Raw genomic sequence first — 20,500 nt, 5'->3', positions numbered from 1 at the left:
TTCGCTCGCCATTTTTATCCCCATAAACCTGACGAACATCAAAGATCCGTAGCGCAATTTGTATCACACTCAACATTAGCGTAACCAAATTAACGATTCGTACATCAATCATTATTTGTCAGGCAAAGTCCTCGTACTCTGCCGATACAAGGAGAGGTAAAATGTGTAAAGACTGCGGCTGCTCCCTTACCCGCCACGACCATGATCATCTAGGCGCGCATGCCCATAGCCATGAGCATAATCATGACCATTCACATACTCATGAGCATAGCCATCAAGAGTTACACACAAATCCTCAGTTAAACGATAAAAAAACCTTGTCAGCCATCCACAAAATTTTAGATAAAAATGATGTCGAAGCAGGTCATAACCGCGCCCACTTTGAGGCACATAACATTACTGCCTTCAACATCATGAGTAGCCCGGGCAGTGGCAAAACCACCCTATTAGAAAATCTCAAAGAATACACGCAGCTCAACTATGCGGTGATCGAGGGCGACTTAGAAACCTCCCGCGATGCCGACCGCCTCATCGCTAAAGGCATTAAGGCCTATCAAATTCAAACGGGCAGCGCCTGTCACCTCGACGCCTTTATGGTACACGGTGCCCTACATCATCTGCCGCTTGAAGGACTCGATGTTTGCTTTGTCGAAAACGTCGGTAATCTCGTCTGCCCAGCCAGTTATGATGTGGGCACTCACAAAAATATCGTGCTGCTATCAGTGCCAGAAGGTGATGATAAGATTGAAAAATATCCTGTGATGTTCCGCCGCGCCGATATAGTTTTTATCACTAAGTGCGATCTACTGCCCTATTTTGATTTCAAGCTAGACGAAGCCAGAGCGCAGCTTAAAAAACTCAATCCAGCAACTCAAATTATTGAAGTCTCAATTAAAGACGGCGACTCCATGCAGGCTGTAGCCGCTTGGCTTAAAGACAACATTCGAGGTGCACAATAATGTGCTTGTCCATACCTTCCCAAGTGGTGGCGGTCGATATTGAGCGCCAGAGCGTCACCGTCGACACCTTAGGCGTGCGCCGCGATGTCAGCAGTCATTTAATGAATGAGCCACTGGAAATTGGCGACTATGTGTTGATCCATATTGGTTTTGTGATGAACAAAATTGATAAGGAAGATGCGCAGCAAAGCATTGAACTATACAAAGAAATCGTCACTAAGCTTGAAAATGAAGCCATACACTGACCATCAGTAGTGCAAGATTAAGTCGCAAGGCGCACCCCTATCGAGTGCACCGAGGAAAAAGCATGCTTGAACTAAAACACCTCTATCAAGGCTTTCGCGATCCCCAAACGATTGCCAATTTAGCACGGGATATTCAGTTAACCGCTAAATTGGTTAAGCAACAAATCAATATCATGGAAGTCTGTGGTGGCCATACTCATACGATTATGAAATACGGCTTGCTAGATTTACTGCCGGATAATATTGAATTTATCCATGGTCCTGGCTGCCCAGTGTGCATTATGCCTAAAGAGCGCATTGACCAAGCCGCGGCGCTTGCCTCCCAAGAAAATGTTATTCTTGTGACGCTGGGCGATATGATCCGCGTGCCTGGTTCTCAAGGCTCTTTAGCCAGTTTTAGGGCCAAGGGCTGCGATATTCGCCCAATTTACGATCCCTTAGATACGCTCAAAATTGCCCGCGACAATCCCGATAAAACCGTAGTGTTCTTCGCTATTGGCTTTGAAACCTCAACCCCAATGACAGCAATTTTGTTACAACTGGCCGAACAAGAAAAACTCGAAAATCTACTGTTTCATATCAATCATGTATTAGTGCCACCCGCAATTGATGCCGTGATGCACGACCCAAAAGCGAGGGTCAACGCCTTTATCGGCCCAGCCCATGTGAGCGTGATCAGTGGCGCAAAAATCTATCGCAGCACAGTCGAAAACTATGGCACGCCCGTAGTGGTGGCAGGATTTGAGCCCGTCGATGTGATGGAGTCGATTTTACGGATTGTGCGCCAAAAAGCCGCGGGTAAAGCTGAGCTCGATATCCAATACAGCCGCGCAGTATCGGAGGACGGCAACCTCACGGCGCAGGCCAAAGTAAATCAATTCTTCAATGTCAGACCGCAATTTCGCTGGCGTGGACTAGGCCCAATCCCCAATTCAGCGCTGCAGCTTAAACCCGAATATGCCCACAGAGACGCCGAACTGCGCTTTAAAGACCGCCTACCTGTGAAGGAAATTGACGATCATAAAGCCTGCCAGTGCGGCGATATACTTCGTGGGCTTGCTAAACCAAAGGACTGTAAAGTTTTTGGCCGCGGCTGCAATCCCGAAACGCCCTTAGGCAGTTGCATGGTCAGCTCCGAAGGTGCCTGCAATGCCTATTACCGCTATCAAGGTATCGATATCAAGGAACCACATCATGGCTGATACGCTTAAAGATAAATCCATTCAACTCAGCCACGGCGGTGGCGGCAAAGAAATGAATAAACTGATCCGTGATCTGTTTTTTGCCGAGTTTGATAACCCAATCCTTCGCAGCGAAGAAGACGCTGCTAAACTCGATTTGCACGGTGCTAATGCCTTTACCACAGACTCTTTCACCGTATCCCCTTTATTTTTTGCCGGCGGTGATATCGGCAAGCTCGCCATCGCAGGCACAGTCAACGATCTCGCTATGATGGGCGCAGAACCTCAGTATTTGAGTTGTAGTGTGATCATAGAAGAAGGCTTTTCTATCAAGGAGTTAACTACGATTGTCCGCAGTATGGCGAAAGAATTAAAACACAGTGGTGCACGGATTGTCTGCGGCGACACTAAAGTCGTACCCAAGGGGTGCGCCGATGGTTTATTTATTAATACCTCAGGCATTGGTCGCATCTTGCGTCCCAATATTTCCGCGGCGAATGTCACCGTGGGCGATGCCATTATTGTCTCCCGTGATATTGGCTGCCACGGTGCAGCGATTTTAATGGCGCGTGAAGGACTCACGCTCGAATCAGCATTACAAAGTGACTGCGCGACGCTCTGGCCGATAGTCGAGCAATTGATCGCCGCCAATATTCCCATTCATGCGATGCGCGATGCGACTCGCGGCGGCTTATCGGCGGTGCTCAACGAATGGGCCGTCGCCTCCAATGTCGGCATCACAGTGAATGAAGCCAGTATTCCCGTTAGCGATGAAGTCAAAGGTCTGTGCGAACTCTATGGTTTCGAAGCCATGGATCTTGCCAACGAAGGCACTTTCATCCTCGCTGTTCCCAACGACATCGCCTTAGGCGCGCTCGAGATCATGCAACGCTTTGGGCGCTGTGAGCATGCAGCGATAATCGGCACTGTGAGTGATGATTTAGTGGGGAAAGTCGTACTAAGAACGCCTTGGAATACTAAGCGTTATCTCGATCTTCCCCAAGGTGAACTGCTGCCAAGGATTTGCTGATGCACGAATATTCGATTGTGAGTGCCCTGATTGAGCAATGCGAACAGCACGCGCTGGCCAATCATGCCGATAAAATCACCCGAGTGGATATCAAACTGGGAGTCATGAGCGGGGTTGAACCTAGCCTGCTACAAACGGCCTTCGATACGTTCAAGCTTGATGGGATTTGCAAAGAAGCCCTACTCAATATGCAAATTCAGCCGCTAGTGATACTTTGCCAAGACTGCCAGACTGAATCCGTACTGAGTGAGCGCACGGTCGTCTGCCCTGCATGTCAAAGCTTTCGTACTCGCGTACTCGATGGCGAAGATATGTTACTGATGCAACTTGAGATGGAGCAGAACGAGGATTAATCATCCACGATACGCATTGTTAACGACAACGCTATTGATAAAACGCTCTATAAATAAAGAATACTATCAATAAAGAACGCTCTTCAACACAAAAATGGCTTCGAGCACACAGAGCTCAAAGCCATTTTAAACCACACTATTTCAGTCATGCTACATCAGCTGTAGATAGAAGCCTCACCCTCTGGGCGCGTCTTGAGCAACCGCAGGAACCACATATACTGCTCTGGATAAGCTAAGATCACTTGCTCGACCACTTTGTTCAGTGCCAACGCCTCGTTTTCTTTGCCCACCATGTCTTCAGGCGCAACGGCCGTCATCACAGTGAGGTCAAATTGGCGTGACGTTTGATTGTAGCCAATCTTTACTGGCAACACTTGGGCATTCCCCGCCTGCGCTAAACGCCCAACAACAGGTAGCGTTGCCTTCATTGTGCCTAAAAAAGGCGCAAACACACTTTGTTCAGGACCTAAGTCTTCATCGGGAAGATAAAAGAAACTGTTACCGCGCTTAAGCTCAGCCAATAACGCCCGAATGCCCGCCTCGCGCATATACACATGGCCACCACAACTGCTGCGTACACGATTACTAAACCAATTGAATAACCCGTTTTTATGGGCTTTGGCCATAGTCACCATAGGCAACTCAAGGTTAAGGCGTAAACCAGCATAATCGATTGGCCACACATGGGGCATGATAAAAATGATCGGTTGCCCCGCAGCCTGCGCTTTAGTCACATGTTCAAAGCCGATTAAATTAACTCGACGACGTAAATGCGCTTTTGAGCGCACCAGCAATTCGCCCTGTGCTAACAATACCAAAACGAAGTTTTGCACGTTCTCACGGATTAACACTTCAATCTCGGCGGTGGATTGATTAGGAAAGCACGCCCTTAAGTTGGCTCTGGCAACGCTAATGGGCTTTTTGGCAATTGGCATCACTATTTTTGCCAATAATCTTGCTATGGGATCACGCAGCCATGCGGGCATGAGTCCGAAAATCACTAATAGACCAATCACTAACCAAGTGGCCCAGTATCTAGGGTGTAATAAGGCGAGTTTAAAACGACGGTCAAAATGTTTGGGCTGTCTTGACAAAGAATTCACCTCAGACAGTGGATAAAAACAATGGAGATATTGCACGAAAAAATAAACAGGAAAGCCACTCTCTAAGGAGTGGCTTTCCCATCAAACAAACGAAATTACTTACCCGTGTTTGCTGCTTCTACACGAGTTTTCAGCTTTTGGCCGGGACGGAAAGTCACGACACGACGAGCAGAAATTGGGATATCTTCGCCTGTTTTTGGGTTCCTTCCCGGTCTTTGATTCTTGTCCCTAAGGTCAAAGTTGCCAAAGCCAGATAACTTGACCTGCTCACCACTTTCAAGTGCGCCCCGAATCTCTTCAAAGAACGACTCAACCATCTCTTTGGCGACACGTTTGTTCATTCCGAGTGTTTCAAAAAGATGTTCTGCCATTTCGGCTTTGGTAAGTGCCATACTTTAATCCCTCAACGATGCGTTGAACTCGGACTTAAGGGCAGAAACGACTGAACCAACGGTCTCAGCAATCTCTTTTTCCTCAAGCGTACGAGTAGTGTCTTGTAATGTAAGTGCTATCGCCAGGCTCTTCTTGCCAGGTTCAACACCTTTACCTAAGTATACATCGAACAAGTTTATGCCAACCAACTGATTTTCGCCAACTTTTCTTATCAATTTCATTACATCACCTGCAGATACACTCTCATCTACTACGACTGCGATGTCACGACGATTAGCTGGAAACTTAGATACAGCTTGGGCTAGCGGCAAACTGGTATGCAATAAAGCATCCAATTCCAACTCAAAAACGATGGTTTTACCATTGAGTCCAAAAGGCTTCTCCAAACTAGGATGGATTGCACCTATATGACCGATCACTCGATCATTTCTCAATATTTCAGCACATTGCCCCGGATGGAGAGCAGAATGCGTCGCTCCTCTAAAGCTAAATTCTGATGCGGAAACTGTCAAGCCGATAATTGCTTCTAAATCACCTTTAAGGTCGAAAAAATCAACAGTTTTCGATTCCATAGCCCAATGTTCATCATTTTGGAGCCCAGTAATGACACAAGCGAGCATTGCTTGCTGTCTTACACCGGATTCTGCATTGATATCAGGAACAAAGCGCAGGCCAGTTTCAAAAAGTCTCACGCGACTCTGTTGACGACTTTGGTTGTAGCCAACGGCGGCCAATAAACCGGTGAACATTGACAGGCGCATGGCCGACATTTCACTGGAAATTGGGTTTGGTAACACCATAGCGTCTAAACCAGGATGAACCAGATTTTGCAGTTTTGGATCGACAAAGCTGTAGGTTACCGCTTCTTGGAAACCACGAGCGACCAATAAGGCACGCACGCGTTTTAGGCTTAAGTCAGATTCTTTATGATCTGACATACGCAGCGCAGCAACAGGCGCCGTATTCGGGATATTGTTATAACCGTAAATACGGGCCACTTCTTCGATCAAATCTTCTTCAATCGCCATATCAAAACGATAAGTCGCGGTAGTGACCTGCCAACTATCTTGGCCCACAACCACACTGAAGCCGAGACGTTGTAGAATTTCGACCACATCTGTGTCTGGTACATGGTGGCCTAAAATTCGATCTAACTTGCTACGACGTAAAACGATTTGTGCAGGTTTGGGTAAATCAGCCTCTGATTTAGCCTCCACTACAGGGCCAGCTTCACCACCACAGATATCCAGTACTAAACGCGTAGCACGGTCGATAACCTTGTGTTGCATCTCAGGGTCAACACCACGCTCAAAGCGGTGTGATGAATCTGTGTGCAAACCTAAACGACGTGACTTACCCATAATGGCAAGCGGCGCGAAGAAGGCACATTCAAGCAGTATGTCTTGGGTCGTGTCGCTCACGCCTGAATATTCGCCGCCAAACACACCAGCAAGGGCTAATGGACGCACATCATCGGCGATCACTAAGGTATCGCTTGGGATGGTCACTTCGCTGCCATCAAGCAGGGTGATTTTCTCTTCGCCAGTGCCTAAACGCACTTGGATATCGCCTGTTAATTTGGCAAGATCGAAAGCGTGCATAGGTTGACCGAATTCAATCAACACAAAGTTAGTGATGTCTACGATAGGATCGATAGAGCGAATACCGCTACGGCGCAGTTTTTCCTGCATCCATAATGGCGTAGGCGCTTTCACATTAACGTTTTTAACCACACGGCCTAAGTAACGTGGACACGCTGCAGGCGCGTTAACGTTAATCGTGACCTGTGCATCTGTCGTTGGCGTAACGGCTTGCCACTGTGGCTCAACCACTGTTTGGCGGTTTAACACGCCTACTTCACGGGCAAGACCTGCCATGCCTAAGCAATCGGCACGGTTAGCCGTTAAATCCACATCGATAACGGCATCATTAAGTTGCAGATAATCGCGGATGTCAGTGCCAAGTGGCGCGTCCAATGGCAATTCGATAATGCCATCGCTTTCGACGTTAATGCCAAGCTCACTGTACGAGCACAACATGCCTTCTGATGGCATGCCACGCAGCTTGGCTTTCTTGATTTTGAAATCGCCAGGTAATACGGCGCCAACCATAGCCACGGCCACTTTAAGACCCTGACGGCAGTTTGGTGCACCGCAGACGATATCGATAAGTTCACTACCACCAACGTTGATTTTGGTCACGCGCAGTTTATCGGCATCGGGATGCTGACCACACTCAACCACTTCACCAATCACTACACCGCTAAAATCGGCAGCCACGGCTTCAACGTCATCGACTTCGAGACCGGCCATAGTGATCTGGTGGGATAATGCTTCACGGCTGACTGAAGGGTTTACCCATTCACGAAGCCAAGATTCGCTAAATTTCATGCTATTACAGCTCCGTTATTTAAATTGCTTCAGGAAACGTAGGTCGTTTTCGAAAAACGCACGTAAATCGTTTACGCCGTAACGCAACATAGTTAAGCGCTCGACACCCATACCAAAAGCAAAACCAGAGTATTTTTCTGGATCTATGCCAACGCTGCGCAGCACATTCGGATGTACCATACCGCAGCCAAGCACTTCTAGCCATTTACCATTTTTGCCCATCACGTCCACTTCCGCTGAAGGTTCAGTGAATGGGAAGTAAGATGGACGGAAACGCACTTGCAGATCTTCTTCGAAGAAGTTACGCAGGAAGTCATGCAAAATGCCTTTCAATTCGGCAAAGTTCACATGCTCATCAACCAAAAGCCCTTCCACTTGGTGGAACATAGGCGTGTGAGTTTGGTCGTAATCGTTACGATAAACACGGCCCGGAGAAATAATGCGTAATGGTGGCTTTTCAGTTTCCATAGTACGGATTTGCACGCCCGAAGTTTGGGTACGCAGCATCAGTTTAGGATTGAAATAAAAGGTATCATGATCAGCACGCGCAGGATGGTGCTCAGAGATATTCAGTGCGTCGAAATTGTGGAAATCATCTTCAATTTCAGGCCCCTGCTTTACCGAGAACCCTAATTCCCCGAAAAAGGTTTCGATGCGCTCAATGGTTCGAGTCACAGGATGTAAGCCACCGATCTCTTGGGTGCGGCCTGGCAAAGTCACATCAATCTTTTCAGCGATTAATTTGGCTTCCAATTCCGAACTCTTCAGACCATCGATGCGCTCAGTTAATTTTTGTTGAATCGCCTGTTTAGCATCATTGACCGCTTGGCCAAAGGCTGGCTTTTCTTCAGGGCTTAAGCTACCCATCATTTTCATCATGTCGGTGATCTTACCTTTCTTACCAAGGTAATCGACACGGATATCATCCAGTGCTTTTAGATCACTGGCCTGGTCAATAATGACTAAGGCTTGTTCTACGATCTCAGTTAACTGCTGCATTTTCTCTTCCATTGCATAGTCGCGCTTGATAAACAAGTGCTATGGGCGCCAAACTTTCAGGCTATTTGGGTGCTCAGGTTATCGGGCGTTAATGCCAGACGCTTTGCTAGCTATAACGAAATAAAAGGATAGAAATTTTACGCGAGCGAGCGGCATATTACTAGGGCTTATTGGGGGTTTTTATCATGCAAATTCATGTGTTACCCCAGTTCAGAGCCTGAGTTTTGCTCAAGGGGAAACCCAAACCTCGATTCTGACGTAAACAACTTCCGCTTTCAGCCACTAGCAGCATTTGTAACTAAACTGTAAACTCACACCTGTACCTTGCCAAAATTGCAGCAAACAACACAATAATGACTGCAATTAGACTACATTAACCATATAAATCATTACAAAACAGAAAACTATAAAGTCTATGGCAAACTAACCGATATACATTCGGTTCACAGCCCATTTTATCGAGGCACTCATGAAAGAAGTAAAATTTCGCTGGATAGATCAATATCTTATCCATATGACCTTAAAAACTAAATTCGCTATTCTCTCTATCGTTCCTATGTTGATGATTGTTGGACTGGCGCTTTTCCTAGATAACCAATCCCAGCAAACCTTAATTCAAGGACAGCTCAACAGTCTGCAAAATGCTTCACAACAAATCAACCAAGTCACTGGCAGCTTATATAACAAACTACCAGAGCAAGAACGCCAAACTATCCTTAGCCAGATAAGTCGCGAAATTGAAGGTAATGTCAGCATTGTTTCGGTAAATGAAGCCGACAGTAAAGCGCAATCCATCGCTCGCAGTGGCGGTGGTATCGATGATAGCGGTAAGCAACCAAGAGCAGTGAGTCGAGTTAACGATCAAAACCTGATCACGATTATTCCCCTAGACAGCAAAGAAATTGATGCCTTGCTCGCCAACGATAACCTGCTGGTTTATGGCCTAATGGCGGCACTCTTGTTTGTGCTATTTTTGTTCAGCTATTACATTTCAACCTTCGTAGGCGGCGCACTTTATACGACGGTGATGGCATTAAAACGGGCCGCATCGGGTGATTTAACGGGGCGTTTAAACTTCTTCGAAGTGAAGGACGAGTTCAGTATCTTAGCCATCAGCATAGATACCTTAGTAGAACGTCAACATACCTTAGTAAAGCAAATCGCAGAATCGACCGCTAAAATACGCGAAGTTGTATCATCGTTTCGTAGCACTGCGCAGCAAGGTCAATCCTTGGCGATAAACCAGAGACAACATCTGGACTCCTTAGCGACGGCAATGGAAGAAATGACCGCCGCAGTGAAAGAAGTTGCCCGCAATGCCGAACAATCCTCAGCCGAAACCCAAGAAGCCAATCAACAGGTTAGCGCGGGCGGGAAGGATATTGAAACCACAGTTAAGGCCATCGATGTGTTATCGGATGAAATCTCCGCAGCCTCAAATGCGGTAGGTGTACTCAATGACAACGCCAGTAAAATTGATGAAGTGGTGTCAACCATTAATGCGATTTCCCAGCAAACCAACCTACTGGCCCTCAACGCGGCAATTGAAGCGGCGCGCGCCGGTGAACAAGGTCGTGGCTTTGCCGTGGTGGCTGATGAAGTACGTACTTTAGCGGGGAGAACTCAGGCCGCAACGGTTGAAATCAAAACCATGATCGAATCACTGCAATCGGGTACTCGCAATCTGACACAAGTGATGTCGCGTACTGTGAATCAAGCCAATGAAGGTAAACAACACGTACTGCAAACGGGTAAAGACTTAGAGTTTATCGCCCACCACAGCAACAAAGTGTTTGAAATGAGTGTGCTAATTGCGACCTCGGCCGAAGAGCAATCGGCAGTGGCCAACGAGATTGCGACTAACTTAATGGAAATTCGCAACCAATCACACGATGTGGAGCAATCGGCCAACCAGTCGGTTTCAGGTTGTGATGAGCTGCAAGCGACTGCGGGGCAACTGGATCAGTTGATGGTGGGATTAAAAATCTAGCTGCGCATTATTTGATGGAATTTAAATTCACTTAACACCCAAAATGCACAAGGGAGCGATAATCGCTCCCTTGTTGTTTTCATTCTGACGGTCACGTTCCAATCAACAAGTGTCGTTTCAATTAATAAGTTAATTTTCAATCGATAACGCTACGGCAAAATGAATTCACGTCTGTTAATCCACGTCTTTAAGTGGCCATAGCACGATATGATCTTCAATATCCTTCACGCGTCTTTCATCCACCACCTTGCCTTGGATCGACATACCCGCTAAATGCATCGCTTCTTTGGAGCCTGTGAGCAGCGGATGCCAACTCGGTAGCTCACGCCCTGCCGCTAGGCGGCGATAGGCACAACTGTCGGGCAACCAAGTTAACTCATGGATATTATCAATCGTGATCACTGTACATTGGGGGACATGGGTGAAACGGTCACTGTAATGCTGACAGCCTGCCGTTTGATGATCGAGCAAAAGGCAAGCTGCATTGGTGTAATACAAGTCTTCGGTTTCATCATCTATCAACTTGTTTAAACAACATTTACCACAACCGTCACACAGGGATTCCCACTCGGTTGTGCTCATCTGCGCTAATGTTTTACTCTGCCAAAATGCCATGATTAACTATATCTTCTTAATAAAAAACCCGCTCAATGCGGGCTATTTTACACTAATTTGTCGTCAGATACGCAATGCCACTGAGATTAACGAGTGTGGTTTGACGCGCCTGAGCTCATTAGCAGCGTCTTGATGCTACCTGGTTAATCTTTGATCCCAAGGCTCAGCTTATGCTCAGCCAATAAATTCACCTGAGGTGGTGGAATTTGTAAATAAAAGCCATTTTCTGCCATTGCTGCTCTGACTTTATGTATATCTGCCATTCCTAACGCGTCGCGTTTAGCGATAGGAAACACCATCACCAACTTTGGCACGCCAAACATTTCCATCAAAGGCACTGGAACATCGTCAAAACAATCTCTTTTCTTCACAAATAAATAAGTATCAGCCTTTCGGCTACTTTTATAAACGGCACATAGCATAAGAATCAAATATCCAATAGTTCAAACTTGCCAGTCAATGGGGCACACTATAACATGGTCGCCTAGTAATTTAATTGTAAAATCAGCGAACCGACTGATGATTTCTGGAGAATAGTGCCGGGATGTCAAAACCTAGCTTAGAGTTAAAAGGCGCTTCTTTTACTCTTTCAGTGCTTCATATTAATAGCAGCGATTTACAAGCTGTCATGACTGAATTAGACCATAAATTGGCACAGGCTCCTCAGTTTTTTCTGGGTGCTCCTTTAGTCGTCAATCTGAGTGCCATTCAGCACGACAGCTTGAATTTAAGTGCGTTAAAGGATCTGCTGATCTCACGTCAATTAGTGATTGTTGGCATAACGGGCGCGACAACCGTACTCAGTAAACAAGCAAAAGACTTAGGCCTTGCCATAGTCAAAGCGGGAAAACAGAGCAGTACCCCGCCGCCGGCCCCGCGCCAAACTAAAATAGTGAAGCAAAATATTCGTTCAGGCCAACAAGTCTACGCAAAAAATGGTGATTTAATCATATTTGGTGCGGTAGGCAATGGCGCAGAAGTCATCGCAGATGGTAGCATTCATATCTATGGCGCATTACGAGGGAAAGCCATGGCAGGCGCCGCGGGCGATACCAGCGCCGTTATCATTGCCCACTCTCTGGAGGCCGAACTCGTTTCAATAGCAGGGCAATATTGGCTCGCTGAAAATCTACAACAACATAGCTCAGATAAAAGCGGCTGCATTCGCCTAAACGGTGAGTCGCTTATGGTTGAATCATTGCCCCTCTAAATGGCAGAACAAAGGATAGAGAGAAACATGGCACAAATTATTGTTGTCACTTCAGGTAAAGGCGGCGTAGGTAAAACCACATCGAGTGCTGCAATTGCGACCGGTCTTGCCATGCAAGGACACAAGACAGTCGTTATTGATTTCGATATAGGTTTACGAAACTTAGACTTGATCATGGGTTGCGAGCGTCGTGTTGTTTATGACTTCGTTAATGTGATCAATGGTGAAGCCAATTTAAATCAAGCGCTGATCAAAGATAAACGCTGCGATAAGTTATTCGTTTTACCCGCTTCACAGACCCGTGATAAAGATGCACTGACCAAAGAAGGTGTTGGCCGTGTTTTAGACGATTTGGCCAAAGACTTTGAGTTTATTCTGTGTGACTCTCCCGCTGGGATTGAGCAAGGCGCTATGATGGCACTGTATTTTGCCGATATCGCTATTGTGACCACGAACCCAGAAGTCAGCTCAGTACGCGACTCAGACCGTATTTTAGGTATGCTGCAAAGCAAATCACGCCGCGCAGAACTGAATCTAGAGCCGATAAAAGAATATTTACTCTTGACTCGTTATTCACCGAGCCGTGTAAAATCGGGCGAAATGTTGAGTGTTGACGATGTTCAAGAAATTCTGGCCATTGAGTTACTCGGCGTTATTCCTGAGTCACAATCTGTACTGAAAGCCTCTAACTCAGGCGTACCTGTGATTATCGACCAAGAAAGTGATGCGGGGTTAGCCTACAGTGATACAGTCGCACGCTTACTGGGTGAAGATGTACCAGTACGCTTTATTACGGAAGAAAAGAAAGGTTTCTTACAACGGATATTTGGTAGCTAATTATGTCTTTACTCGACTATTTCAAAAGCAAGAAAAAGCCTAGCACTGCGGTAATGGCAAAAGAGCGCCTACAGATCATCGTGGCTCATCAACGTGGACAAAGGGACACTCCCGATTATTTCCCACAGATGAAACAAGAGATCATTGCCGTTATTCGCAAATATGTGCCGATTTCTGATGATCAAGTTTCTGTGCAGTTAGATCAAAACGACGCCAACCTGTCGGTACTCGAGCTTAACGTCACTTTGCCTGACAGATAAGTCGATGATACAAAAAATGTCATCTTCAATTGAAGATGACATTTTGGTGTGGATGTTTTTCAGCAATTGATTCAAGTACGAAATATTAAGCACTAGACCTGAAGCTTTGCTAAAGCCTCAGTTGCTAATTCCCCTCGCCAACCGCATAACACTGCCGGTAAATCCCCTTGTTGCTTATCCCAACGCCATTGCAAAAACTCATGGATATGACGTTTAGAACCGAGCATTTCCTGCGGCACATCATGCTTTTCGCATAATTCGACCAAACAGCTTTTAATCGCTTTAAAGGCCGATTTGTAGCCTGATTTTAACGCCAATACATCCACTAACTCGGGTAAATTCACCAAATCCGCAGTTTGTAGCACACGTAATAAATCTTTGCCGTGAATGCGTTTTTCCTGTTCGGTCAAGTCATTGAGCTTAAACAAGTCAGCCGAAGTTTTAGGTTGCTTCTTCGCTAATGCAATAAGACCATGATCTTTGATCACAAAACCTAAGGCTAAATCACGAACTAAGGCTTTTTCGAGGCGCCATTTGGCGAGCACTTTAAGGTAAGCCAATTGAATTTCAGTGAGTTGAAAAGCATTTTTCACTTTCAAATAGGCTGTATCGAGATCAGGATCGGCAAGCCTGCCCAGAGTCATCCTTTCCCCTTCCTCGTATAACCAAGCTAAACGCCCTTGGGCGCTAAGTTTCGCTTCCAGTTGAGGATAGAGCTGATACAAATACAGGACGTCATTGGCGGCGTAGCTTAACTGGGCTTCCGTTAAAGGACGACGGATCCAATCTGTACGCGACTCACCTTTATCGATCACTTCACCAAGACAAGTTTCAACTAACTTGGCATAACCCACCCCATGACCCATACCACACAAAGAGGCGGCAATTTGGCTATCAAACAAAGGCGTAGGCTGACATTTACCGTAGTGCGCAAAAACTTCTAAGTCTTCACTGCAGGAATGCACTAGCTTAACGATATTCGGGTCCGATAACAGCGCCCAAAACTGGGCTAAATCAGGTAAAGCCACCGGATCAATCAAAGCTAAGGTTTTACCATCATAGGCTTGGATCAAACCTAACTTGGCATAATAAGTACGAGTACGAACAAACTCGGTATCTAACACGAGTATCTTACTCTGTTTATATTGGGCAACGAGGGCATTAAGGCTTACTTCATCACTCACATATTGAAACGCTGACAAATTCTTCTCCAGATCCTGTGGGTCAATCACAGTCCATAAAAACAAAAGCCGGCAAATGCCGGCTTCAATCTTACGCGCGCTTAGCTTCGTCTCTAAGCTCTCGTCGCAAGATTTTACCCACGTTGGTTTTAGGTAACTCGTCCCTAAATTCTACCAGCTTCGGCACTTTATATCCCGTTAAATGAATACGGCAGTGCTTAATGATGTCTTCAGCGGTTAAAGATTTATCTTTTGCCACCACAAATACCTTCACTAACTCGCCACTGGCGTCGTTTGGCACACCAACGGCAGCCACTTCAATCACTTTGGGATGAAGTGCGACCACTTCTTCGACTTCGTTAGGGAATACATTAAATCCTGAGACTAAGATCATGTCTTTCTTACGGTCGACAATATAGAAGAAACCTTTCTCATCCATGTAACCAATATCACCCGTGGCTAACCAGCCGTCAGTGTCGATTACTTTGGCGGTTTCTTCAGGACGTTGCCAATAGCCTTTCATCACCTGAGGACCTTTACCGAACAGTTCACCGGTTTCGCCTTGGGCTAATACCTTGCCGTCATCATTACGGATTTGGATCAGTGTCGAAGGTGCAGGAAAACCAATTGAACCGTTATAACCGTCTAAGTTATATGGACAACAGGTTAATAAGGGTGAGGCTTCCGTCAGACCATAACCTTCAAGTAAACGGGTTTTAGTAATGGTTTGCCATTTATCCGCCACGGCTTTCTGTACCGCCATGCCGCCACCGATAGAGAGTTTTAAGCGTGAGAAATCCAACTGGGAAAAATCATCACTGTTCACTAAAGCGTTAAATAAGGTATTTACCCCAGTTAATGCGGTGAAAGGATACTTTTTCAACTCAGCCACAAATCCTGGGATATCGCGAGGATTGGTGATGAGTAAATTCTGACTACCTTTGTGCAAAAACAGCAGGCAATTCACGGTCAAGGCGAAGATGTGATACAGCGGCAAGGCCGTTACGACAAACTCACTGCCATCGTTTAAAGCGGGAGAATATGCACCATCGGCCTGCAACACGTTTGCGACAATATTGCCATGGGTCAACATAGCGCCTTTAGAGACCCCAGTGGTGCCACCTGTGTATTGTAAAAACGCTAAATCATCGTTAGTGACTTCAGGTTTGATGTATTGCATGCGACGACCCGTTGATAAGGTATCGCGCATTGATAAAGCATGGGGTAAATCGTATTTTGGCACTAACTTCTTAATGTACTTCACCACAAAGTTCACTAAGGTGCGTTTTGGCGCACTTAATTGATCACCTAAACTGGTGATAATCACGCTTTCAACGGGAGTTTGATCGACCACTTCTTCTAAAGTGCGGGCGAAGTTTGACACCACCACAATGGCTTTAGCGCCAGAGTCAATCAACTGATGTTTAAGTTCGCGCGGTGTATAAAGTGGGTTAACGTTAACAACCACCATACCTGCACGCAAAACACCAAACAGTGCAATGGGATACTGCAACAGGTTTGGCATCATCAAGGCGACACGGTCGCCCTTTTCAAGCTTTAATTCATTTTGTAAATACGCAGCGAATGCTCGGCTGCGTTCTTCCAATTTACGATAGGTTAGCGTGGCACCCATGTTGATAAATGCAGGTTGATCTTCATACTTAGACACCGCTGTCTCGAACATGTCGACAAGCGATGAGTATTGTTCCACATTAATTTCAGCAGGCACATCTTCTGGCAAATGATTAATCCAAGGCTGATCCACTACTCTCTCCTAAATCCCCACAACTGCGGAAACAATATCCATACAAGCGTCAAGACTCGATAAATACCGAGTTAAAATACCGGCTTACATTTTATAGTTATTGATTTACTCGTCATAAATCATACGAGCGTTTTAATTTTGATCATCATCACATAAAAAAAACAAAAAACCTAGCGTCTTTTTTATACCCATATAAGCAACCTATTAAACGAATTTGCGGATCAAACGTGCAACGCCTTCGGCATTGTCCATATGCACATGATGATCGCCCTCAATTATGTGCTCAAACAAATGCTTGAACCACGTTCTGGCCTTAGGTATCGCGCTCTGCAACTGGCTAAATCCCTGTTTGCCACAAATTAATAAGGTTTCGACATTGATGTCCTGCATCAAGGCATCAACTTGGGCGAAGGTTAATCGTTGGGGTGAATCTAATCTTAATCGAGGATCACTACGCCAACCTATGCCATCACCTTCGGGCTGCATATTACGATCGAGCAACAAACGACACCAAGGTTCGGCAAGTCCTGTTAAATGTGCCCTCGCCCGCACCGCAGTATCTATACTGTCGTAAATCTTTGCCTGCCCATGTTTCTGAGTTAAATACTTCTCATGCTGATAGAAGCTTTTTTTCAATCGCGCCTTAGCTTGCGTTGGCAACTCAGACAAGGGGCTTAACGCTTCAATCAATACCAGCTTGTTAACCTTTTCGGGAAACGTCGCCGTATAAGCTGAGGCAATAATACCGCCGAGCGAATGCCCAATCATTGCCGCTGGCTTTTGCGGTAATGCCGTTAACAACGCGTCTAAATCATACAAATAATCAATCCAATGCAGTGGATAGTGTCCCGGCCTATGTGCAGAAAAGCCGTGTCCTGGCCAATCAATGGCAAGCACTTGATAATCAAGTAAATGCGCTGCTAAGGGTTCAAAACTGTTGGCATTATCTAACCAACCATGTAAGGCAAGCAATAAAGGTTTATCCTTCGCCCCCCATAATCGGCCCGCGACCGTAATATGAGGTAATACAAATTCGATTTGATTTTTGGGGGCGAAAGATTGCCACATAATGCCTCTGATGTCAGGTAATTAAGATGATTTTTTGACAAATTTAAGTGTCATACGGTCACTTTCACCGATCGCTTGGTATTTTTCTTTATCGGTATCACCCAAGGCAAAAGAGGGCGGTAGCGTCCAAACACCTTTGGCGTAATCTTTCGTATCTTTGGGGTTCGCATTGATTTCTGCACTTTCAACTAAGGTAAAACCTGCTTTTTTGGCTAAAGCAACCATAGCCGCTTGATCCATATAGCCAGTGCTGAAGTTCATTCCTTCGTTAGCTCTATGCTCTACCACGCCAAAGATACCGCCGTCCTTCAACACTTTATAAGACGCGGCAAACACGTTTTCCAACTGATCTGTTGATGCCCAGTTATGTAGATTTCGGAAGGTTAATACCAGATCAGCACTACCGTCAGCGCCTAAATCCATCTTATGTGGAGGATCGAAGGTAACAATCTTAGCATTGCCCATGACGTCTTTATTGGCCGTCATCCACGCAGCATACTTAGTACCCGCGTTAGCGCGATAACGATTTCCGGGAGTATCTATCGCAGGAGCCGTTTCGAAACTGGCTGCGATATATTGGCCCTCTTTAGCAAGATAAGGCCCTAATATTTCACTGTACCAGCCATTACCCGGCCAGAGTTCAATCACAGTCTGTTTTGGGGTAATGCCAAAAAAAGTTAAGGTTTCAGCGGGATGACGATAAACGTCACGACTGGCATTTTTAGCCTGACGAAAATCGCTTTTTAAGACTTTATCTAAGCTTTCATCGGCATAGGTAACACTCGAACATAAACCAGCAAGCAGCAGACTGGCAACTAAGGTGACTTTTTTCATTGTAATTCTCCATGGATACCGAAGGCTTAACCTAGCAGCCAATGGCCAAAAATCCAAGGAATAGAAGTCGGAAAACTAAGCTTTAAGCGACATAAGTGGTTATAGCTCAAAGTGATGAGCAAAATCACCTTTACCTAAATCAACAAAGTTCAAAGCAGAAAAACGATGGGGAAAACACTAGACGACTGAGGCCTTAAACAAGCTTGAGAACTAACGACTCGCAGCGTTATCGACACGGCGCCACGCAAAATACAAAGCGCAGGCACTGGTTAATAACCATAATCCCACCCAAATCCACGCGGGGATCCAAGAACGCTCGGCCAACATCACTGCATCACCTTGACCATCAAGCCCGAGCAACACTGTCGGACTCGCAAGCGCATTAAGCATGATCATCAAGCCAATAATACGCAAAAACTGAGTCAACATTTTGTTTTGACTGAGTTTAAGCGGTAACAACAAAATAATAGTCAGCACAGCTAAAATCGCTAACGTGAGAATATCCCTGCCCCAAAGCAAGCCGCTTAGCACGACTAAGGCACCTAGCAAGGCAAAACTCACGCGGATCCCCTTTGGCCAAGTCGCTAATAAATAGATTAAATATCCCCAACAGGCCGCACCAAAATACCCTGCAAAGCCAATAAACATCGGCGAGCCGCCTTGGCTAAAACAAAATCCTGCGCCGTTCGGAAACAACTGAATATGGCTGACCACGCCTGAGCTTAAAATCGTTGCAATGCCATGGGACAGTTCATGAAAATAGCTTTCAAGCCATTTAAACGGCACGCTCAAATAGGGAATTCGAGTTATCAATAAAGCTAAAACTAGCTCGATAATAAACAAACCACGGCTTGGCACACCACTTGTGGCTAAGCCTGTCAGTTTAGAAGAGGAAAATCGCGAGGTTGAACTAGAAGACGTTTTTTGATGCTCAAGCATACAAGTCAACACCCACCATTTGCTGAATTTCATCGCGTTTGGCGGCATGTTGGGTTTGTAAATATTGGGCAATCGCCCCCTGATGGCCGCGAGTATCTTGCTCATACTCGAGGTGGGCGCCGAGCCTTGACTGTAAATTTCCCGCTGCACTTTTACTTTTAGGCTGAGTTTCTAAACTAAGGGCTTCGACGGCATCTTGCTCAATCACTGGGCGTGACGATTCAGGCGCAGTCAGCCCCTGAGCGATAGCGGGTCTATTACTCGCTACAGCATTCGTCAAACTCATTTGATTCACATTAACTTGCATCAAGAAGCCTTAAGTTTGCACTATCCATCGTTAAGCCATTCATCGTAAAGAATGCTTAGTATCAGTCGCCTGAGATTCTATCGCAGATACTCAGGCAAAGAACAGCTTATTCACGACCGGGTAACTTTTTCCATGTGACTGTATCACGTAAATACACAGGTTCAAGCTCATCGACCGAGGTTGTCAGTCCAGCTTTTATGCCTGCTTCAGCCAATATCAGCATAGCCTTTGCATCGGGATATTTCACGGCCTCGAGAGCTAAAATCCCCTTGCCGAGTGCCAGCAAATCGGGATAAGCATCAAAACCTGTGCCGCAGCCCACAATTGGCGCTTGAGTATCGAGCTGAAGTTGTACGTCCGCAGGTGAACTGACCACTTCTTTACCGACAAGCGTTGCAATACCGTCAACGGCCACAAACTGGCCCCAGTACACTTCGCCCATGCGCGCATCAATGGTGCACAAAACTTGCTCGGCTTGATGCTCGCTAATCGCCATTTGTGCCATTGCCGCTAAGGTTGAAATACCAATCACAGGCAAATCTAACCCCAGTGCCAGACCTTGCGTCATGCTAGTGCAGATGCGGATCCCCGTAAAACTGCCAGGGCCTCGTCCGTAAGCAATCGCAGTCACTTTATCTAAGCGAATGCCCGCTTGCTTGAGCACTGAATCGACCATAGGCAGCAGACGTTGACTGTGTTCACGCGGTGCATCGGCAAGTTCAGCATACATCTGACCTTGGTATTGCAGCGCAGCTGAGCAGGATTCGGTACAAGTGTCTAAGGCAAGAATACAAGCAGAGTGTTCGTGTGTTATTGTCATTTCAAAACCGGATTAGCGGGC

General features: G+C 46.1%; 22 protein-coding genes. 9 read left to right on the top strand and 13 right to left on the bottom strand.

From position 1 onward, the window contains the following. The first annotated feature begins 161 nt into the window (after window positions 1-161). The 5 genes from hypB (at window position 162) to hypA (ending at window position 3,768) form a co-directional block, all read left to right on the top strand. Window positions 162-959, top strand: coding sequence for a hydrogenase nickel incorporation protein HypB (gene hypB / locus L5M28_RS06990; protein ID WP_263197051.1), 798 nt, complete (start codon window positions 162-164; stop codon window positions 957-959). Beyond that, window positions 959-1,204 (top strand): HypC/HybG/HupF family hydrogenase formation chaperone, encoded by a 246-nt coding sequence (locus tag L5M28_RS06985; protein WP_113939526.1) that lies wholly within the window; start codon window positions 959-961, stop codon window positions 1,202-1,204. The genes hypB and L5M28_RS06985 overlap by 1 nt, the downstream gene beginning before the upstream one ends. A 62-nt stretch (window positions 1,205-1,266) precedes the next feature. After that, the gene (gene hypD, locus L5M28_RS06980; protein ID WP_131525472.1) at window positions 1,267-2,406 is read left to right on the top strand and encodes a hydrogenase formation protein HypD; all 1,140 of its coding nucleotides are present in this window, start codon (window positions 1,267-1,269) and stop codon (window positions 2,404-2,406) included. Continuing rightward, window positions 2,399-3,415: a hydrogenase expression/formation protein HypE gene (gene hypE, locus L5M28_RS06975; RefSeq protein ID WP_263197049.1), complete on the top strand. Its 1,017-nt coding sequence runs from the start codon at window positions 2,399-2,401 to the stop codon at window positions 3,413-3,415. The genes hypD and hypE overlap by 8 nt, the downstream gene beginning before the upstream one ends. Then, on the top strand, window positions 3,415-3,768 hold the full coding sequence (hypA, locus tag L5M28_RS06970; protein WP_028760186.1) for a hydrogenase maturation nickel metallochaperone HypA: 354 nt from the start codon (window positions 3,415-3,417) through the stop codon (window positions 3,766-3,768). Before hypE ends, hypA begins: the two co-directional genes overlap by 1 nt. Before the next feature lie 155 nt (window positions 3,769-3,923). On the opposite strand, the gene lpxM is transcribed toward hypA, so the two are convergent. The 4 genes from lpxM to pheS all read right to left on the bottom strand — a co-directional run bounded on the left by lpxM (window position 3,924) and on the right by pheS (window position 8,653). Beyond that, window positions 3,924-4,862, bottom strand: a complete 939-nt coding sequence (gene lpxM, locus L5M28_RS06965) for a lauroyl-Kdo(2)-lipid IV(A) myristoyltransferase (RefSeq protein ID WP_263202847.1) — start codon at window positions 4,860-4,862, stop codon at window positions 3,924-3,926. A 104-nt stretch (window positions 4,863-4,966) separates the two neighbouring features. After that, window positions 4,967-5,263: an integration host factor subunit alpha gene (gene ihfA, locus L5M28_RS06960; protein ID WP_006081370.1), complete on the bottom strand. Its 297-nt coding sequence runs from the start codon at window positions 5,261-5,263 to the stop codon at window positions 4,967-4,969. A gap of 3 nt (window positions 5,264-5,266) precedes the next feature. Beyond that, window positions 5,267-7,654, bottom strand: a complete 2,388-nt coding sequence (gene pheT, locus L5M28_RS06955) for a phenylalanine--tRNA ligase subunit beta (RefSeq protein WP_263202845.1) — start codon at window positions 7,652-7,654, stop codon at window positions 5,267-5,269. Window positions 7,655-7,669: 15 nt separating this feature from the next. Then, window positions 7,670-8,653 carry a phenylalanine--tRNA ligase subunit alpha gene (gene pheS, locus L5M28_RS06950; RefSeq protein WP_006081368.1) on the bottom strand — a complete coding sequence of 328 codons (984 nt, stop codon included), beginning with the start codon at window positions 8,651-8,653 and terminating at the stop codon, window positions 7,670-7,672. A gap of 469 nt (window positions 8,654-9,122) precedes the next feature. Here pheS and L5M28_RS06945 point away from each other — a divergent pair, with 469 nt between their 5' ends. Continuing rightward, on the top strand, window positions 9,123-10,643 hold the full coding sequence (locus L5M28_RS06945; protein ID WP_263202844.1) for a methyl-accepting chemotaxis protein: 1,521 nt from the start codon (window positions 9,123-9,125) through the stop codon (window positions 10,641-10,643). Between the two features lie 174 nt (window positions 10,644-10,817). Here the strand turns inward: L5M28_RS06945 and L5M28_RS06940 are convergent, their stop codons facing one another. Further along, entirely contained in the window at window positions 10,818-11,258 is a 441-nt protein-coding gene (locus L5M28_RS06940) for a YcgN family cysteine cluster protein (protein WP_131525467.1), read from the bottom strand. A 143-nt stretch (window positions 11,259-11,401) separates the two neighbouring features. Further along, the gene (locus L5M28_RS06935) at window positions 11,402-11,680 is read right to left on the bottom strand and encodes a YcgL domain-containing protein (protein ID WP_028760191.1); all 279 of its coding nucleotides are present in this window, start codon (window positions 11,678-11,680) and stop codon (window positions 11,402-11,404) included. A gap of 122 nt (window positions 11,681-11,802) precedes the next feature. Here L5M28_RS06935 and minC point away from each other — a divergent pair, with 122 nt between their 5' ends. From minC to minE, 3 genes are read left to right on the top strand one after another with little or no spacing between them, the layout of a single operon-like run. Further along, the gene (minC, locus tag L5M28_RS06930; RefSeq protein ID WP_006086392.1) at window positions 11,803-12,468 is read left to right on the top strand and encodes a septum site-determining protein MinC; all 666 of its coding nucleotides are present in this window, start codon (window positions 11,803-11,805) and stop codon (window positions 12,466-12,468) included. A 27-nt stretch (window positions 12,469-12,495) separates the two neighbouring features. Next, a complete protein-coding gene (minD, locus tag L5M28_RS06925; protein WP_006086391.1) occupies window positions 12,496-13,305 on the top strand; it encodes a septum site-determining protein MinD in 810 nt (269 codons plus the stop codon). 2 nt (window positions 13,306-13,307) lie between these two features. Beyond that, on the top strand, window positions 13,308-13,565 hold the full coding sequence (gene minE / locus L5M28_RS06920) for a cell division topological specificity factor MinE (RefSeq protein WP_028760193.1): 258 nt from the start codon (window positions 13,308-13,310) through the stop codon (window positions 13,563-13,565). A gap of 92 nt (window positions 13,566-13,657) precedes the next feature. Here the strand turns inward: minE and rnd are convergent, their stop codons facing one another. The 7 genes from rnd to tsaB form a co-directional block, all read right to left on the bottom strand. After that, window positions 13,658-14,767, bottom strand: a complete 1,110-nt coding sequence (rnd, locus tag L5M28_RS06915) for a ribonuclease D (RefSeq protein WP_263202843.1) — start codon at window positions 14,765-14,767, stop codon at window positions 13,658-13,660. Between the two features lie 70 nt (window positions 14,768-14,837). Continuing rightward, window positions 14,838-16,511 carry a long-chain-fatty-acid--CoA ligase FadD gene (gene fadD, locus L5M28_RS06910; RefSeq protein ID WP_263202842.1) on the bottom strand — a complete coding sequence of 558 codons (1,674 nt, stop codon included), beginning with the start codon at window positions 16,509-16,511 and terminating at the stop codon, window positions 14,838-14,840. A gap of 204 nt (window positions 16,512-16,715) precedes the next feature. Next, window positions 16,716-17,579, bottom strand: a complete 864-nt coding sequence (locus L5M28_RS06905; protein ID WP_263202840.1) for an alpha/beta fold hydrolase — start codon at window positions 17,577-17,579, stop codon at window positions 16,716-16,718. A gap of 21 nt (window positions 17,580-17,600) precedes the next feature. After that, window positions 17,601-18,413 carry a class I SAM-dependent methyltransferase gene (locus tag L5M28_RS06900; RefSeq protein ID WP_263202838.1) on the bottom strand — a complete coding sequence of 271 codons (813 nt, stop codon included), beginning with the start codon at window positions 18,411-18,413 and terminating at the stop codon, window positions 17,601-17,603. A 210-nt stretch (window positions 18,414-18,623) separates the two neighbouring features. Next, complete coding sequence (locus L5M28_RS06895; RefSeq protein WP_219233714.1) at window positions 18,624-19,352, bottom strand: M50 family metallopeptidase; 729 nt, start codon at window positions 19,350-19,352, stop codon at window positions 18,624-18,626. Next, entirely contained in the window at window positions 19,345-19,659 is a 315-nt protein-coding gene (locus L5M28_RS06890; protein ID WP_006081355.1) for a hypothetical protein, read from the bottom strand. Before L5M28_RS06890 ends, L5M28_RS06895 begins: the two co-directional genes overlap by 8 nt. A gap of 106 nt (window positions 19,660-19,765) precedes the next feature. Further along, window positions 19,766-20,479: a tRNA (adenosine(37)-N6)-threonylcarbamoyltransferase complex dimerization subunit type 1 TsaB gene (gene tsaB, locus L5M28_RS06885; RefSeq protein ID WP_263202837.1), complete on the bottom strand. Its 714-nt coding sequence runs from the start codon at window positions 20,477-20,479 to the stop codon at window positions 19,766-19,768. Window positions 20,480-20,500: the final 21 nt, after the last annotated feature.

Source organism: Shewanella sp. SW32 (genome assembly GCF_025653365.1).
GTDB classification, from domain to species: Bacteria; Pseudomonadota; Gammaproteobacteria; order Enterobacterales; family Shewanellaceae; genus Shewanella; species Shewanella oncorhynchi.
Note: the sequence above shows the minus strand (reverse complement) of the source record. Positions and strands in the feature narration are given on the sequence as shown.

Coding starts and splice junctions, on each gene's coding strand:
- hypB (WP_263197051.1), top strand. CDS start 162: ATGTGTAAAGACTGCGGCTGCTCCCTTACCCGCCACGACCATGATCAT.
- L5M28_RS06985 (WP_113939526.1), top strand. CDS start 959: ATGTGCTTGTCCATACCTTCCCAAGTGGTGGCGGTCGATATTGAGCGC.
- hypD (WP_131525472.1), top strand. CDS start 1,267: ATGCTTGAACTAAAACACCTCTATCAAGGCTTTCGCGATCCCCAAACG.
- hypE (WP_263197049.1), top strand. CDS start 2,399: ATGGCTGATACGCTTAAAGATAAATCCATTCAACTCAGCCACGGCGGT.
- hypA (WP_028760186.1), top strand. CDS start 3,415: ATGCACGAATATTCGATTGTGAGTGCCCTGATTGAGCAATGCGAACAG.
- ihfA (WP_006081370.1), bottom strand. CDS start 5,263: ATGGCACTTACCAAAGCCGAAATGGCAGAACATCTTTTTGAAACACTC.
- pheT (WP_263202845.1), bottom strand. CDS start 7,654: ATGAAATTTAGCGAATCTTGGCTTCGTGAATGGGTAAACCCTTCAGTC.
- pheS (WP_006081368.1), bottom strand. CDS start 8,653: ATGCAGCAGTTAACTGAGATCGTAGAACAAGCCTTAGTCATTATTGAC.
- L5M28_RS06945 (WP_263202844.1), top strand. CDS start 9,123: ATGAAAGAAGTAAAATTTCGCTGGATAGATCAATATCTTATCCATATG.
- L5M28_RS06940 (WP_131525467.1), bottom strand. CDS start 11,258: ATGGCATTTTGGCAGAGTAAAACATTAGCGCAGATGAGCACAACCGAG.
- L5M28_RS06935 (WP_028760191.1), bottom strand. CDS start 11,680: ATGCTATGTGCCGTTTATAAAAGTAGCCGAAAGGCTGATACTTATTTA.
- minC (WP_006086392.1), top strand. CDS start 11,803: ATGTCAAAACCTAGCTTAGAGTTAAAAGGCGCTTCTTTTACTCTTTCA.
- minD (WP_006086391.1), top strand. CDS start 12,496: ATGGCACAAATTATTGTTGTCACTTCAGGTAAAGGCGGCGTAGGTAAA.
- minE (WP_028760193.1), top strand. CDS start 13,308: ATGTCTTTACTCGACTATTTCAAAAGCAAGAAAAAGCCTAGCACTGCG.
- L5M28_RS06905 (WP_263202840.1), bottom strand. CDS start 17,579: ATGTGGCAATCTTTCGCCCCCAAAAATCAAATCGAATTTGTATTACCT.
- L5M28_RS06900 (WP_263202838.1), bottom strand. CDS start 18,413: ATGAAAAAAGTCACCTTAGTTGCCAGTCTGCTGCTTGCTGGTTTATGT.
- L5M28_RS06895 (WP_219233714.1), bottom strand. CDS start 19,352: ATGCTTGAGCATCAAAAAACGTCTTCTAGTTCAACCTCGCGATTTTCC.
- L5M28_RS06890 (WP_006081355.1), bottom strand. CDS start 19,659: ATGCAAGTTAATGTGAATCAAATGAGTTTGACGAATGCTGTAGCGAGT.
- tsaB (WP_263202837.1), bottom strand. CDS start 20,479: ATGACAATAACACACGAACACTCTGCTTGTATTCTTGCCTTAGACACT.